A 15,440-nucleotide genomic window follows, 5' to 3' on the forward strand; every position below is an offset into this window, starting at 1 on the left:
ATAGAAAGAAGACCCTTAAAAAAGGGTCTTTCTACTTACTTTTCGTCCTCATAAGCGTCAATAACTCGTTGAACTAATGGGTGACGGACAACGTCTGACTGTTCTAAATAGGAAAAAGCAATTCCTTTAATACCAGACAACCGTTTTTCTGAAGTTTTCAATCCTGATGTAACACCTTTTGGTAGATCGACTTGAGTGATATCGCCCGTTATGACCATTTTTGATCCAAAACCAAGACGAGTGATGAACATTTTCATTTGTTCTGGCGTCGTATTCTGAGCCTCATCTAAAATAACAAAGGCATCGTCTAACGTCCGGCCTCTCATGTACGCTAAAGGAGCAATTTCGATCGTTCCCCTCTCCATAAGCCTTGCCGTGTGTTCTGTACCAAATAAATCATGAAGCGCGTCATATAAAGGCCTTAAGTAAGGATCGACCTTTTCCTTTAAATCTCCTGGTAAAAAGCCGAGGCTTTCCCCCGCTTCGACAGCTGGTCTTGTTAATATGATTCGTTTGACTTCGTTATTCTTTAACGCTTGCACAGCCATTACAACGGCAAGATAGGTCTTCCCAGTACCTGCTGGACCAATTCCAAAGACCAGGTCATGTGTTTTCATACCCGAAACATAGTTCCGTTGCCCTAATGTCTTTACTCGAACCGGTTTCCCTTTTGCATTTCGAATGATCTCGTCTTCAAATAACGTTTCAAACTGTTGAATTTCATTCTTCTTAGCCAGATCGATGGCATAGATAACATCACGTTCAGAGATCGTTAAGCCTTTACGAACGATTTTAAGCAACTCATGAAATACTTGTTCTACTAAAAGAACATGATCTTTATTTCCAGATACACTGACATGTTCGCCTCTCGTAACAATGGATACACTTAATTGAGACTCCATTTGTTTCAGATTGCGATCGCCTGTCCCAAATAAGGCTAACGCTTCATTCGGATTATCTAATTGAATGTCGATTGTACGTAAATCTTCCTGCATGCTTCAGTCTCCTTGAGTGATAGGTTGAGGTTTTGATATATCTTCATGAACTTTGAAATATAGGATTAATTTAACTTTACCATTCTCTTTCTGACGGTGCAAAACTTTTTGGGTGATAATTTTGGAATTTTGTGGGAGGTTCTGTTTTAGTTCCTTTTCTGCTTGCTGAATTCCTATTTTCAGTGCTTGTTCGTCTGTTCTTAACTCCTCATAGAGCTCAGCCTCTGAGATTTCCTTAGAAGAGAAACCAATAGGCAGTTTCCACTTAAAGAAGTAGAACGGTTTGTTGTATTCCTCTTCGTGGATCCTTTTAAACTCAGGTTCTTTAAATCCCCAAACAGGCACCCTAAAACCACCAAGTTGCACACCATAATGGGTTTCTTTTTTACCTGTCGTCACTTCATACTCCACTTGAAGAGGCACAACGACTTCACTTTTATACCACGTTTCTGCAATCACTTCTCCTTCGGCGTGAACCAATGTAGGCTCTTCTTCTCGCCCGATTGCGCCTGAGACTAGCAAATCACCTGACTCCACGTAATCGTTCAGCTCGACGGCTGGTGCTCCTTTTTCAACATACATATCAACGATAATTCCTTTTTTGCGCGCATATAAACTTTGGGGACCCCCTTGTTCAGGTTCCGTTACAATGGTCTTTTCCACACCTTCTAAATGATACGTAGTACCCTTCTCTGTTACTCCTACCCATAACAGTTCAGGCACATCTGCTAACAGCTTCTGTTGCATCTCCCCAGGTGTTTCAATGGTAAATTTCCACGCCCCTCTTTTAATTCCATAGTCTTCTAAATTCTCTTTAATTTTATACTCTACTTCTGGTGTAACGCCTTCGATCTTAATCCCCCATACCATATTAGAGAGAAGAAAAATCGCAATCATTCCTAATAAAAAACCCGCTACAAGTGACCTTCTCTTAAGCAATGAACGCAACATAAACGGAAGACCATGTCTCTTTTTAAAACGGATTTTATAATCCATTTGCTTTCGTAATCGTTTAAGACTCGCCACATCTTCTAATCGTACATTGGCTTCACATGTAAACTCGTCTATTTTTTTCACATTCCAAACTGAAATTCCATTCTCAACGCAGCGGTTGAGAAAGAACTCCGGAAACTTCCCTTCAATCCTTAGTGTCGTGTACCCTGTAAAGAAGACTCCTTGCGTGATTTTCATACGTGCCTCCTAACCTTTAGCCATTTTGATCTATAAATGTGACTTCATGAATGGTTCCCTCAAGCAAAATCTCTTCCGGAAGCATCATCCGAAGCACAAATCCTTTTCCTTTGATTAGCAACTGCCCCTGCTTCAATTTCAAACGCAATTCCTCATCCGAAAAAGAAATTAACCCCTTATGATTCTCCACATATGCATGAATTTGACCAATGGTCGTAATTCTGGGTAGTTCGAGGATGACATCAGTTGGTAAATCAAGTTGTTGCGATAGCCAATTCCCTATACGTTGTTGCCATTTTTTCATTCCAGCGTGCCCCCTCTCACATACATATCTATGAAAAAAGCACGAAATGTATCACTACATTTCGTGCTTTCGGTAAGGGTTATTTTTTTAATGGAGAGCGGTATGGATTTCTAGATCTTGGCTTCCCTAATACTTCAGCCATCACGACACTTTCTGCAAGTTTCTTCTTCGAAAGGTTTTGAACACCGGTTACTTTGATGGAAGGTTGATTGGTTGTATCCTTCTTGTATGGAACTCGTTGTTCCCTCTTATAACTGGGTTGAGTAGGTTGATCAGGAATCGCATCGTGCCCTTCCTGATTCCCGCTGTAATAGGGCTGTTTTCCTTGTTTATCAACTTGAGAGTCTTTACCCTTATAATCTCTTTTAAGGCTTTTATAGCGCTCCCTTTGCTCTTCTGCATAGGTTTTCAAATCTTTCACCTTCTCTTGCTCTTGAGAAGGAGCTGGTGAAGACTGCGAGCTCGTCTGGACAGGTTGAGGTTGCTCAGCCTTCTTCTTTTCTTTTTCCTCGTTCTTACCTAAATTCGTGAGAAAAGCAAAGAGGGCAGCCACAACAGGGATCAACAGCCCCATATTGTTTACGATGATATCAATGATATCTCCCATTTGCGATCAGTCCTCCTATATAGGACTTTCCTTTTAGTTGTCCTCTTCCTCATTCTCATTATTCATCTTTCCAATCACATCACGCATGTCTGTATCGGCTTGAATGTTCTTTAGATTATAATAATCCATTACACCAATATTACCTGAGCGCAAGGCTTCAGCCATTGCAAGTGGTACTTCTGCTTCCGCTTCCACCACTTTCGCTTGCATTTCCTGAACACGAGCACGCATTTCTTGCTCTTGCGCGACAGCCATAGCACGTCTTTCTTCCGCTTTCGCCTGGGCAATATTTTTGTCTGCTTCTGCTTGGTCTGTTTGAAGGATCGCACCAATGTTTTTACCAATGTCAATATCAGCAATATCAATCGATAAAATTTCAAAAGCCGTTCCAGCATCAAGACCTTTGCTTAATACGTTCTGAGATATGCGGTCTGGATTCTCTAACACTTGATTGTGGTCTTTTGAGCTACCGATGGTACTAACGATTCCTTCACCAACACGAGCGATTACAGTATCCTCGCCAGCACCCCCAACTAAACGATCAATATTCGCGCGAACAGTGATACGGGCTTTGGCTTTCACTTCAATCCCATCCATTGCTACACCGGCAATAAACGGTGTTTCGATTACTTTTGGATTTACACTCATTTGAACCGCTTCTAATACGTCACGACCAGCGAGATCAATAGCGGCACAACGCTCAAAACTTAATTCGATATTCGCTCGTTGCGCAGCAATTAGCGCATTTACAACACGGTCCACATTACCCCCAGCCAAGTAATGACTCTCAAGCTGGTTGGTATCTACATCTACTCCTGCTTTATGCGCTTTAATTAACGGATTAATCACACGGCTTGGAACAACTCGACGTAAACGCATTCCGATAAGCGTAAAGATACTAATTCGAACCCCTGCTGCTAACGCACTAATCCAAAGCATAATTGGAATAAACGTGAACAAGACAGCAAGCGCTATAATGATAACTGCAATAAATATAATCGGTATTAACCCTTCTGATAACATATCAATTCCCCCTTATACATTTTCCTGTTTAATTTCTCGAACAATAACTCTGGATCCTTCTACTTTCACAATTTTGACTGGAGTCCCTGCATTGATAAAACTTCCTTCGGTCACGATATCAATTCGTTCATCGTTAAAGACCCCAGTGCCAGCAGGCCGTAATGGTGTAACAGCCTCTCCTGTGTTCCCGATTAGTTCATTTCTCGTATTTGAGGAAAGGTATCCTTTCTCAGAGGAAGTAGAGTCGCTTAAAACAATGTTTCTCAAAAATCCTTTGTCAAATCCAATTGTCTTGAATAGGATAACAGAGCCAATAATCGCTACAATAATAGCAATCAAGAGACTCATCGTCATATGACCAACGTCATCGGTGGACATAAACAATGAACCCACTACGCCACCAGTACCTATGATCCCGAGTATCCCACCCGGGACAAAGAACTCAAGAACTATACATACAACCCCTAAACCAAATAGAATAATGGCTTCGTACCCAGCAAGGCCTGCAATCATATGACCATAGAAAAACAATCCTAGCGCGAGTAGTCCCATGGAGCCAGCAATCCCAAAACCAGGAGAATACAACTCAGCCACAAACCCTAAGCTAGCCACAGAAAGCAAAATCGGAACAACAACAGGATGAGTAATTAAGCGAGCAAGTCGCTCAGTAAACGTCGGGTTGGTTGTAATCACTTCAGCATCTGACAATCCTAATTCTGATAACAACTCTTCCCTTGAACTAACGACACCTTCTGCATATCCAACTTCCAAAGCCTCTGCTGCACTTAAAGTTAGATATTTCCCTTTACCTGCTTTGTATTTCGGTAAGTCAAGTTCAGGGTTAGCCATCGCTTCTGCATACAACGGATTTCTATTATTTAATTCTGCAGCGGTACGCATCTTTTTTACCCAGTCAGACTGAGCTTTTTTACTCGCTGCGTTCCCATCTGAAGTAATAACCCCAGCAGAACCCATAGTCGTATTTGGTTTCATATAGATCTGATCTGCGTTTAATGATATGTATGAGCCTGCAGATAAAGCTTCTTGTACAACAAAAGCCGTATTCGGGGTTTCGATAGATTGGAACAAGGTCGCAATTTCAGCAGCTGCGTCCACCCGTCCACCCGGAGTGTTTACTTCAAAAATAATATGATCTGCATCTCGATCTTTCGCTTCGTTCACACTTCTTTTAAGGAACGAAGCAAGCCCCTTTTCTACCGTTTCCGTAATCGGGACGACATAGACGGTTTCACCTTTTCCATCAGCTGAACTAGGCGGACTAAGAAATGAGGATATAAACAGTAATAAGATCGAAACCATCATCATAAGTCTCGTTGTCTTTCTCATACTTCCCCCCCTTTCTTTTTATTATATACGAGTTAGGCCATCTAAACGTTTCATGTAAAAGGTTTTTTTATCATTTTTGTGAAAATTTTTTGGTAGTATTGTTCCCTTTGCGGGTTAAGTTAGAAAAGCGGCGGATTCAATGGAGGCTATTGCGAAGAAGGGATCGGTCCGTCAACAGATCAATCATACTTAAAAGTCTTGCCTAAAATGACAAGCCTATGCTTTCTTACAGTCTAGGAAAAGACCTGGAAACATGAAAAAACCGCCTTTTTTAAAAAAGGCGGTTCGTGTTTAAGATAAATGTTTTTGTACAAATTGGTTAACTAGAGAGCCATCGGCTTTGCCTTTTACTTTCGGCATAATGGCACTCATCACTTTGCCCATATCTTTCTTAGAAGAAACACCAACTTCATTGATCGTTTCCTGAACAATTGCATCTAGTTCCTCTTCTGAAAGCTGATCAGGCATATATGATTGAATGATTTCAATATCTCTCTCATCTTTTTGCGCAAGATCGTCACGACCTGCACTTTTGTACTCTTGGAGGGAATCTTTTCTTTGTTTTATCTCACGAGATAAAACAGTTAATTCTTCTTCCTCAGTCAATTCATCTTTTCCAAGTTTTAAAGCTTCATTTTGCAAAGACGCTTTCACCATACGTATGACGGATAAACGTTCTTTCTCTTTGTTACGTAAAGCCTCTTTCATATCTTGGTTGAGACGCTCAAGTAATGACATCTACCTTACACCCTCTTACTTACGCTTTCTAGCGGCTTCTGATTTCTTCTTACGACGGACGCTAGGCTTCTCGTAATGTTCACGCTTACGATACTCAGCTAGTGTACCATTCTTAGATACGCTGCGCTTGAAGCGACGAAGAGCATCTTCAAGAGACTCGTTTTTACGCACGCGAGTGTTGTTTGACATGCTATTACCCTCCCTCCAAAGCAAAAAAGACAGTTTCAATGAACACATGAGTATAGTTTCCTCACATGCCTCTGACAATTATAAACCATTCTCCAGACAGATTCAACTATTTTTTAAAGGATCATTCGGAGAATTATATTGTCGTTGCTCTGTCATATCATCCACTTTAACATAAGTTGAGCGACCAGGATAGAGGAGAATGTTTAATTTTGAGAAATTGAGTCATTCCTGCTCAAATAATTCTACATCTCCATAGCCTTTGTTTAGCCTTCTTTTCAGTCATGAAATCATACCTTGTCCATATGATGGTATAGAGGTGAACAACCGTGGCTGATTTAATTACGTTATTTACTGTTTTCTTAACCATCTTTATATTTGGAATGACGGTTTTACGCATAGGGTTGTATCAATTATCTTATAGAAACATGAAATTATTAATTGAGCGTTATGCGGATAACCCTTTTAAAGGAATGATTGCAGGCATCGTTGTAACAAGCATATTACAAAGCAGCTCTTGCACGATGGTTATTGCCATTGGGTTAGTGGCTGTAGGGGTGCTAAATTTCAAGCAGTCCATAGGAATTATTCTTGGAGCCAATATTGGGACGACGGTTACAGCGGAATTGTTAACTTTCTCTAATGCTATCCCCTTATGGCCTCTATTGATTCTTGGAGCTGCACTTTTGCTTATACCAAAACAAACATGGTTTGGAGCCGGGGGTATAGTCTTTGGCTTAGGGTGTATTTTTGTAGCATTAAACGGATTCGAGTCCTTGGCAGAACCACTTAAACAATTCCCAATCATAGAGGAAAGCCTTGTGTTCACGAATGATTTCCCCAATGCAAGCATCCTTATTGGGACCGTCATGACTGCTATTATACAATCGTCCACCGCCGCTACCGGAATCTCTATGAGCTTCTTGAATGAAGGGGTGTTTAGTTTACCATCGGCGATCGGTATTATGTTAGGAGCTAATATCGGAACATGTATTACTGCTTGGGTAGCGTCTCTAGGCAGCAACCGAGAAGCACGCCTTGTTGCAATGGCTCATATCTGGCTTAATGTACTCGGTGTCTTACTATTTGCTCCATTTATTGATGAACTTGCGGCTTTATCCCAATGGCTCTCAGACGAACCCGCCCAGCAGCTAGCTCACATATCTGTCGTCTTTAATGTATTGTCTTCCCTTATCGTCTTACCTTTCGTCCACCACTTTACTAGATTTGTTATGTTTATTCATAAGTATAAGGACTAGCGGCAGAGGTGAGAGAATGTTCCCGTTCTCTTTAATTTAGTGTAAGGTGGTTCGGGAATTATAAAGCCTAGGAGCTTACGTGAAATAATTAAAAAAGGTGCCCCCATTGAGGACACCTTTTTAATTGGCTCTGTTAAAGTTGGTTGTTGATTTTTACACGTTACATATAAGTCCCTAATGTGGAGCACCGGAAAGTGGGAATGTTTCCGTTAACGTTAGTCTGAGCGGAAGGTGGTTCGGGAAATCACTCGCTTTCCGCGGCGAGCTGGGAAGCCTCCTCGTTCGCTTGCGCTCTCTGTGGGGTCTCCCCTAGGCTCCTTCTGCCGCAGGAGTCTCGCAATTTCCCGAACCACCTTTCCCATATTGAGAAGAACGGAAACATGCCATATTAGTGAATAGAGTTGAATCTATTCTACGATCTAACTGGAGGGCCGTCCCATCAAATTTAGATAAGGGGTGTCTGGGGAACGGGGAGACTCCTGCGGGAGAAAGAGGTCGACGAGACCCCGCAGGGCACGAATTTTGCCCGAGGAGGCTCGACAGCTCGCCCGCGGAAAGCGAGTCGTTCCCCAGACACCCCAAGCACTAGTCAATCAAGACGGCCCCATCTACACTTAAATGTCTCAGCTTTGAGTATTGAACAAGCCTTTAAAATAACAATACTAAACTATAACAAAGCCTTCTAATTAATAATCAGAAGTACCTTGGCCACCAGAAACGATGGATACGCCAGCACTTGCACCGATGCGAGTTGCTCCGGCTTCAATGACTGCATCTGCACCTTCACGGTCGCGAACGCCACCAGATGCTTTTACACCCATGTCAGGGCCTACGGTTTCACGCATTAGTTTAATATCTTCTACTGTTGCGCCGCCACCAGAGAAACCAGTGGATGTCTTCACGAAATCTGCTCCAGCTTCTTTAGCAAGTTGACAAGCTGTAACTTTTTCTTCGTTTGTTAGAAGAGACGTTTCAATGATAACTTTTGTTAATGCTTTGCCTTCTGTAGCGCGAACAACAGCTTCAATGTCAGATTGAACTGTTTCTTTGTCTCCGCTCTTCAAAGCGCCGATATTGATTACCATATCTACTTCAGTAGCACCGTTTTCGATAGCTTGTTTTGTTTCATATGCTTTTAATTCTTTTGTGTTAGCACCAAGCGGGAAACCAATTACTGTACAAACCTTCACATCTGTATCTTGAAGACGTTCATAGCAGAATGGTACCCAGTAAGGATTCACACAAACAGAGGCGAAACCATATTCTTTCGCTTCTTGGCAAATCTGCTCTATTTTTTCTTGTGCTGTATCTGGTTTAAGCTGTGTATGATCAATCATTTTTGCTAATTTAGCATCCATTAATAATCTTCCTTTCTCACTCGGGTTGTCCGTACCTCTTTTATCTTAGCATTATGTCCAAAAAAATGCTATACCCTATTAAAACGCTTACCTTATTATCTCAGAATCCCCAGTTTCTCATACATAGAAAAAGGCCCTGTTGTGTAGCCAACAAGGACCTTTACTAATTAAGAAGATAACTCAATCGATTCGTCTGTTAAACTTGGTCGATCCATCACACGGACAAATTGCCCTTTGTTATAAGGATAGCCCGCTTGAAGGATTTTAACACGAACGATTTCTCCTACCATATCCTCCGTGCCTTCAAATACAACTTTCAAATAGTTGTCGGTGTAACCAACGTAACGATTATCGTTCTCGTCATCCTTGAATTTCTCTTCAGGTATCACTTCTAGAACTTCACTATCGTATTGAGAGGCATATTCTTTTGCCTGCTGGTTCGATAACTCAATGAGTTGGTGCACACGATCATTTTTCACTTCTTCATCTACCTGGTCATCCATTCTCGCAGCAGGTGTACCTGTACGTTTGGAATAAGGGAAGACGTGAAGCTCAGAGTAGCCAATTTCTTGAATGAAACGATAGGTTTCATTGAACTCTTCTTCCGTTTCACCAGGAAAACCAACAATCACGTCTGAAGTTATAGCAAGTCCTGGCAACGCTTCTTTAATACGATCCACACGCTCTTTGTAGAACTCGGTTGTGTATTTACGACGCATACGTTTAAGAACAGTGTTCGAGCCGGATTGAAGAGGGATGTGAAGGTGACGAACAATCTTATCCGATTCACGCAGCACATCAATAACATCATCTGTTATTTGACTTCCTTCAATAGAAGAAATGCGGATTCTCTTTAATCCTTTTACCCTTTTATCTAATTCACGCAATAGCATAGCGAGATTATAATCTTTCATGTCCTCGCCATAACCACCTGTATGGATACCCGTTAACACAATCTCTTTATATCCTGCATCCACAAGCTGCTGGGCTTGATGGATCACTTCCTCAGGATCACGAGAACGCATTAACCCTCGCGCCCATGGAATGATACAGAACGTACAGAAATTGTTACAGCCTTCTTGAATCTTTAAAGAAGCTCGAGTACGGTCCGTAAAGGCAGGTACATCAAGTTCTTCATACGTACGTGTCTTCATAATATTTGTTACACCATTAATGGGTTGACGCTCTTCTTGATATTGTTTAATGTATTCAAGCATTTTTCGACGATCCTGAGTGCCCACAACAATGTCCACACCCGGAATGTCCATGATTTCAGCTGGTGAGGTTTGTGCGTAACATCCGGTCACACATATAACCGCATCTGGATTCTTACGAATAGCGCGTCTGATTACCTGACGACTCTTCTTATCTCCTGTGTTTGTTACGGTACACGTGTTAATGACGTATACGTCGGATGAGCGATCAAAGTCTGTACGCTCATACCCCTCTTCCTTGAACAATTGCCAAATGGCTTCCGTTTCATAATGGTTTACTTTACAACCTAATGTATGAAAGGCAACTGATGGCATAGGATCACCCCAATTCCTCTAATTGATAGGACAGAGCTGAAAGAAAATATGTAGCAGCCGTTTCTGTTCTTAAAATTCTAGGACCTAACCGAACCGCTAGTGCCCCGGCTTCCTTCAACCTCTGAACTTCTTGTTCACTGAATCCACCTTCTGGTCCGATCAACACAAGTATACGCTCATCTTTTTGAACCTTCGTAAAGACTTCCTTTAATGAGTGGAATGATGGACTCTTCGCCTCATCTTCATAAGCAAAGATTACCCAATCATATTCTACTTGAAGCGCTAACAAATCTTTTAAAGAGTGTACATTAACGACTGACGGAATCATCGTTCGATGAGACTGCTCACTCGCTTCTTTTGCAATCTTTTGATATCTTGCTATTTTCTTTTGAGATTTCTTTTGATCCCATTTTACAATGGAACGCTCTGCTTCAAAAGGGATAAATTTGGATGCGCCAAGCTCTGTTCCCTTTTGAATCACATGCTCCATTTTGTCTCCTTTAGGTAACCCTTGAGCAATCGTAACGGTAGCCGGAAGCTCTTTATCCTCTTCCAGCCACTCTACGATCTTACATGTTACTGATTCTGAAGTGATCTCTGTGATCTCACATTCAGCCAGGTCACCCTCTGGTGTACAACATAATATATGATGTTCAGGCTTCATGCGCATAACTTTTCCGATATGGTGAACATCTTCTCCTGTTATGACGACATGCTGATCGTTCCATCCTGATAAAGGAACAAAATAACGTTGCACAATGGGCACCTGCTTTCTTTATGGTTTGCGAGCAATAATAGATGTCCAATCTTCCATTTGATTGATTTCTACAATTTCAAAGCCGGATTCAATAAGTTGATCTTTCACTAATTGACGCTTATTCATAATAATGCCTGATGTAATAAAGTAACCGCCAGACTTTAACGTATTGAAAGCATCATCCGTAAACTGAACAATAATCTCAGCTAAGATATTCGAAACAATCAAATCAGCCTCAAGGTCTACTCCTTGAAGAAGATTATTTTGCTGTGATTCAACCTGGTCTTCTACATTATTTAATTTAGCGTTAATGGTCGTACTCTTAACAGCTATATCGTCTAGATCAAAGGCATGGACATGCTTAGCACCTAATAAGACAGAGGCAATACTAAGAACGCCAGATCCTGCTCCTACGTCTAGGACTACATCGTTTTCTTGAATGTACTGTTCGATCGCCTGAATACTCAGCACCGTTGTAGGATGTGTGCCTGTTCCAAATGCCATACCCGGGTCAAGTTCAATAATGACCTCATCGCTTGAAACCGGCTCGTATTCTTCCCAGGTAGGAATAATGGTAACCTTCTCTGAGATCTTAACAGGCTTATAATACTTCTTCCATGCGGTGGCCCAATCTTCCTCGTTCAATTCACTAATTGTCACGTGATTACGCCCAATGTTGATATCGAATTCAATCAAATTGTTAATGGCATGCTTAATTTCTTCTACCGTTTCACCTAAAAAACTATTCACAGGAAGGTATGCTTTTACATACACACCTTCTGTGGGATAGTCATCTGGATTTAATTCATAGATCTCACCCATAAACGTATCTCTTTCCTTAAACAAGTCTTGTGGGTCTTCAATTACTACCCCACTAGCCCCTGCTTCATGCAAGATATTCGATATAGGCTCAATGGCTTCATTGGTTGTATGAATACATATCTCAGACCATTTCAATGGGATCAACTCTCTTTACTCTGGATTCCTTATTCGCCTTTAAAGGCGCGCTTAACACGTTGGAAAATGTTATCGTGTTGTTCTTCTGTTGGCTGGTTTCCACTAATATCATGGAACTCACGTAGTAATTCTTTCTGACGATCTGTCATTTTCGTTGGTGTCACTACGCGAATCTTTACGTGCTGGTCTCCATGACCATAGCCGCGAACATTTGGAGCACCTTTTTCTTTCAGGCGGAACGTTTTACCGTTCTGAGTACCTGCTGGAATCTTAAGGTTGACGTTCCCGTGTACGGTTGGAACCTCAATTTCGTCACCAAGCGCCGCTTGTGTAAACGTTAGAGGCATCTCACAGAAGATGTGGTCGCCTTCACGTTTATAGAACTCGTGTGGACGGATTTGAACGACAACATATAAGTCTCCAGTCGGTCCTCCATTTTCACCAGGTTCACCTTGACCAGATACGCGAATACGCTGACCTTCGTCAATACCTGCTGGAATAGAAATATGAATTGTTTTACGTTTTGTAACTCTTCCATCTCCACCGCACGTATTACACTTATCTTTAATGATTTGACCTGTTCCTTCACAGTGATGACATACTCGGCGGTTCACAACGCGGCCAAATGGAGTGTTTTGTTCTTGATTAAGTTGTCCGGCACCTTGACAGTGTGGACAAGTTTCCGGCTTCGTTCCAGGTTTTGCACCAGATCCATCACATGTTTCACATTCTTCTTCTTTTGGAATTTGGACGTCTGTTTCTTTACCGAAGATGGCCTCTTCGAAGTTGAGCGTCATTGTATATTGAAGATCGGCGCCTCGACGAGGGGCATTCGGATCGCGACGGCGTCCTCCACCACCGAAGAACATGTCAAAGATGTCTCCAAAGCCTCCAAAGTCTTCGGCTCCACCGAATCCTCCGAAACCACCCTGGTTAGGACCTGCATGGCCAAACTGGTCGTATTGTTGACGTTTTTGCTCATCACCTAGAACATCCCATGCTTCTTGGGCTTCTTTAAACTTATCCTCCGCATTGTCTTCCTGACTGACATCTGGGTGATATTTTTTTGCTAATTTACGATACGCTTTCTTTATTTCATCTTTAGAAGCATCTTTCGATACACCTAAAACCTCATAATAATCGCGTTTACTCACTGAAGATCACTCTCCCGACTCTCTACTCACATAAAGTTTATATTAACACGGTTTCATAACCGATTCAAAGTTAATTCATTCACATTATTCCCAATACACGAACAAACAAAATCCATACAGTAAAAAAGTCAAAGCCAAGATACCCCCTGACTTTGACTTTTTTTATCTGGATCATCCTGGTTTGGATGCTTTATTTACTTCTTGTCGTCTTCGTTTACTTCTTCAAAGTCTGCGTCTACAACGTCTTCTTCTGCACTTTGGCCTTCAGCGCCTTCTTGAGCTTGTTGTGCTTGCTCATACATTTTTACAGAAAGTTGTTGTACTTGCTCTTGAAGAGCATCTTTCTTCTCACGGATTTGTTCAAGGTCTTCACCTTCAAGTGCCGTTTGAAGTTCAGATTTAGCTGATTCAGCTTTTTCTTTATCTTCTTCTGTTACAGATTCGCCAAGATCTTTGATCGTCTTGTCTGTTGTAAAGATTAGCTGATCTGCTTCGTTACGAAGCTCAACTTCTTCACGGCGCTTCTTGTCCGCATCAGCATTTTCTTCTGCTTCTTGAACCATCTTTTCTACTTCGTCTTCAGAAAGACCAGAAGAAGATTTGATTGTGATGGATTGTTCTTTATTTGTACCTAAATCCTTCGCACGTACGTTCACAATACCGTTTGCGTCAATATCGAAGGATACTTCGATTTGAGGTACACCACGTGGTGCTGGTGGGATGTCTGTTAATTGGAAACGACCAAGTGTTTTGTTATCTTGTGCCATTTCACGCTCACCTTGAAGTACGTGGATGTCTACAGCTGTTTGGTTATCAGCAGCAGTAGAGAACGTTTGCTTCTGACTTGTAGGGATTGTTGTGTTACGTTCGATTAATTTCGTTGTAACGCCACCCATTGTTTCAATACCAAGAGATAGTGGAGTAACGTCTAGAAGGACAACGTCTTTAACGTCACCTTGAAGTACGCCACCTTGAACAGCAGCACCAAGTGCTACAACTTCGTCAGGGTTTACGCCTTTAGAAGGATCTTTACCTACTTCTTTCTTAAGTGCTTCCACAACAGCTGGAATACGAGTAGAACCACCTACAAGAAGAACTTTATCGATGTCGCTTGAAGACATGCTTGCGTCTTTAAGAGCACGACGAGTTGGTTCCATTGTGCGTTCTACTAAGCTAGAAGAAAGCTCTTCGAATTTCGCACGAGTTAGGTTCATTTCTAAGTGAAGTGGACCAGCTTCTCCCGCTGTGATGAATGGAAGAGAAATTTGTGTTTGAGCAACACCAGAAAGGTCTTTCTTCGCTTTTTCTGCAGCATCTTTAAGGCGCTGTAGAGCCATTTTATCTTTAGAAAGATCAATGCCGTTTTCTTTCTTGAATTCAGCTACCATGTGATCGATGATTACTTGGTCAAAGTCATCTCCGCCTAGCTTGTTGTCACCAGCAGTAGATACAACTTCGAATGTACCGTCGCCGATGTCTAGGATAGAAACGTCAAATGTACCGCCACCAAGGTCATAAACAAGAAGAGTTTGATCTTGTTCTTGGTCAATTCCGTATGCAAGAGCCGCTGCTGTTGGCTCGTTAATGATACGCTCTACTTCAAGACCTGCGATTTTACCAGCATCTTTAGTAGCTTGGCGCTCAGCATCGTTGAAGTAAGCTGGAACTGTGATAACAGCTTTCTCAACCGTTTCACCAAGATAGTCTTCTGCGTAAGACTTGATATACTGAAGGATGATTGCAGAGATCTCTTGAGGAGTGTACTCTTTTCCTTCAATTTCTACTTTGTAGTCTGTACCCATGTGTCTTTTGATAGACTGGATTGTATTAGGATTTGTGATCGCCTGGCGCTTTGCTACTTCACCAACCTGACGTTCACCATTCTTGAAAGCAACAACAGAAGGAGTTGTACGACTACCTTCAGGGTTTGGAATTACCTTAGATTCGCCGCCTTCCATTACAGCAACACAAGAGTTTGTTGTACCTAAGTCGATACCAATAATTTTACTCATGACAAATTTCCTCCTTTTTCTTC

15 protein-coding genes are annotated in these 15,440 nt (G+C 41.8%); 1 reads left to right on the forward strand and 14 read right to left on the reverse strand.

Translation table 11 applies throughout. From position 1 onward, the window contains the following. Positions 1-35: 35 nt before the first annotated feature. The 8 genes from QNI29_RS14695 to rpsU all read right to left on the reverse strand — a co-directional run bounded on the left by QNI29_RS14695 (position 36) and on the right by rpsU (position 6,394). The gene (locus QNI29_RS14695; protein WP_231417241.1) at positions 36-995 is read right to left on the reverse strand and encodes a PhoH family protein; all 960 of its coding nucleotides are present in this window, start codon (positions 993-995) and stop codon (positions 36-38) included. A 3-nt stretch (positions 996-998) separates the two neighbouring features. Further along, positions 999-2,186, reverse strand: coding sequence for a sporulation protein YqfD (yqfD, locus tag QNI29_RS14700; RefSeq protein ID WP_231417242.1), 1,188 nt, complete (start codon positions 2,184-2,186; stop codon positions 999-1,001). A gap of 16 nt (positions 2,187-2,202) precedes the next feature. After that, a complete protein-coding gene (gene yqfC, locus QNI29_RS14705; RefSeq protein ID WP_188651467.1) occupies positions 2,203-2,490 on the reverse strand; it encodes a sporulation protein YqfC in 288 nt (95 codons plus the stop codon). Positions 2,491-2,569: 79 nt separating this feature from the next. Next, positions 2,570-3,097 (reverse strand): YqfB family membrane protein, encoded by a 528-nt coding sequence (locus QNI29_RS14710; RefSeq protein WP_231417243.1) that lies wholly within the window; start codon positions 3,095-3,097, stop codon positions 2,570-2,572. Between the two features lie 33 nt (positions 3,098-3,130). Continuing rightward, on the reverse strand, positions 3,131-4,120 hold the full coding sequence (floA, locus tag QNI29_RS14715) for a flotillin-like protein FloA (protein WP_231417244.1): 990 nt from the start codon (positions 4,118-4,120) through the stop codon (positions 3,131-3,133). A gap of 12 nt (positions 4,121-4,132) precedes the next feature. Continuing rightward, positions 4,133-5,467, reverse strand: a complete 1,335-nt coding sequence (locus QNI29_RS14720; protein WP_231417245.1) for an NfeD family protein — start codon at positions 5,465-5,467, stop codon at positions 4,133-4,135. A 291-nt stretch (positions 5,468-5,758) separates the two neighbouring features. After that, positions 5,759-6,205 (reverse strand): GatB/YqeY domain-containing protein, encoded by a 447-nt coding sequence (locus QNI29_RS14725; RefSeq protein WP_231417246.1) that lies wholly within the window; start codon positions 6,203-6,205, stop codon positions 5,759-5,761. 15 nt (positions 6,206-6,220) lie between these two features. Next, complete coding sequence (gene rpsU / locus QNI29_RS14730) at positions 6,221-6,394, reverse strand: 30S ribosomal protein S21 (RefSeq protein WP_036785757.1); 174 nt, start codon at positions 6,392-6,394, stop codon at positions 6,221-6,223. Between the two features lie 326 nt (positions 6,395-6,720). Here rpsU and QNI29_RS14735 point away from each other — a divergent pair, with 326 nt between their 5' ends. Continuing rightward, a complete protein-coding gene (locus QNI29_RS14735) occupies positions 6,721-7,650 on the forward strand; it encodes a Na/Pi symporter (protein WP_231417247.1) in 930 nt (309 codons plus the stop codon). Positions 7,651-8,336: 686 nt separating this feature from the next. Here QNI29_RS14735 and deoC read toward each other — a convergent pair. The 6 genes from deoC to dnaK form a co-directional block, all read right to left on the reverse strand. Next, complete coding sequence (gene deoC / locus QNI29_RS14740; RefSeq protein ID WP_231417248.1) at positions 8,337-9,008, reverse strand: deoxyribose-phosphate aldolase; 672 nt, start codon at positions 9,006-9,008, stop codon at positions 8,337-8,339. 167 nt (positions 9,009-9,175) lie between these two features. Beyond that, positions 9,176-10,537: a tRNA (N(6)-L-threonylcarbamoyladenosine(37)-C(2))-methylthiotransferase MtaB gene (gene mtaB / locus QNI29_RS14745; RefSeq protein WP_231417249.1), complete on the reverse strand. Its 1,362-nt coding sequence runs from the start codon at positions 10,535-10,537 to the stop codon at positions 9,176-9,178. 4 nt (positions 10,538-10,541) lie between these two features. After that, positions 10,542-11,294, reverse strand: a complete 753-nt coding sequence (locus QNI29_RS14750; RefSeq protein ID WP_231417250.1) for a 16S rRNA (uracil(1498)-N(3))-methyltransferase — start codon at positions 11,292-11,294, stop codon at positions 10,542-10,544. Between the two features lie 18 nt (positions 11,295-11,312). Beyond that, the gene (gene prmA, locus QNI29_RS14755) at positions 11,313-12,251 is read right to left on the reverse strand and encodes a 50S ribosomal protein L11 methyltransferase (protein ID WP_231417251.1); all 939 of its coding nucleotides are present in this window, start codon (positions 12,249-12,251) and stop codon (positions 11,313-11,315) included. Positions 12,252-12,280: 29 nt separating this feature from the next. After that, positions 12,281-13,405 (reverse strand): molecular chaperone DnaJ, encoded by a 1,125-nt coding sequence (gene dnaJ, locus QNI29_RS14760; RefSeq protein ID WP_231417252.1) that lies wholly within the window; start codon positions 13,403-13,405, stop codon positions 12,281-12,283. Positions 13,406-13,599: 194 nt separating this feature from the next. Then, complete coding sequence (gene dnaK / locus QNI29_RS14765) at positions 13,600-15,417, reverse strand: molecular chaperone DnaK (protein WP_231417253.1); 1,818 nt, start codon at positions 15,415-15,417, stop codon at positions 13,600-13,602. Positions 15,418-15,440 lie beyond the last annotated feature (23 nt).

The organism is Pontibacillus chungwhensis, from assembly GCF_030166655.1.
Taxonomy (GTDB): Bacteria; Bacillota; Bacilli; order Bacillales; family BH030062; genus Pontibacillus.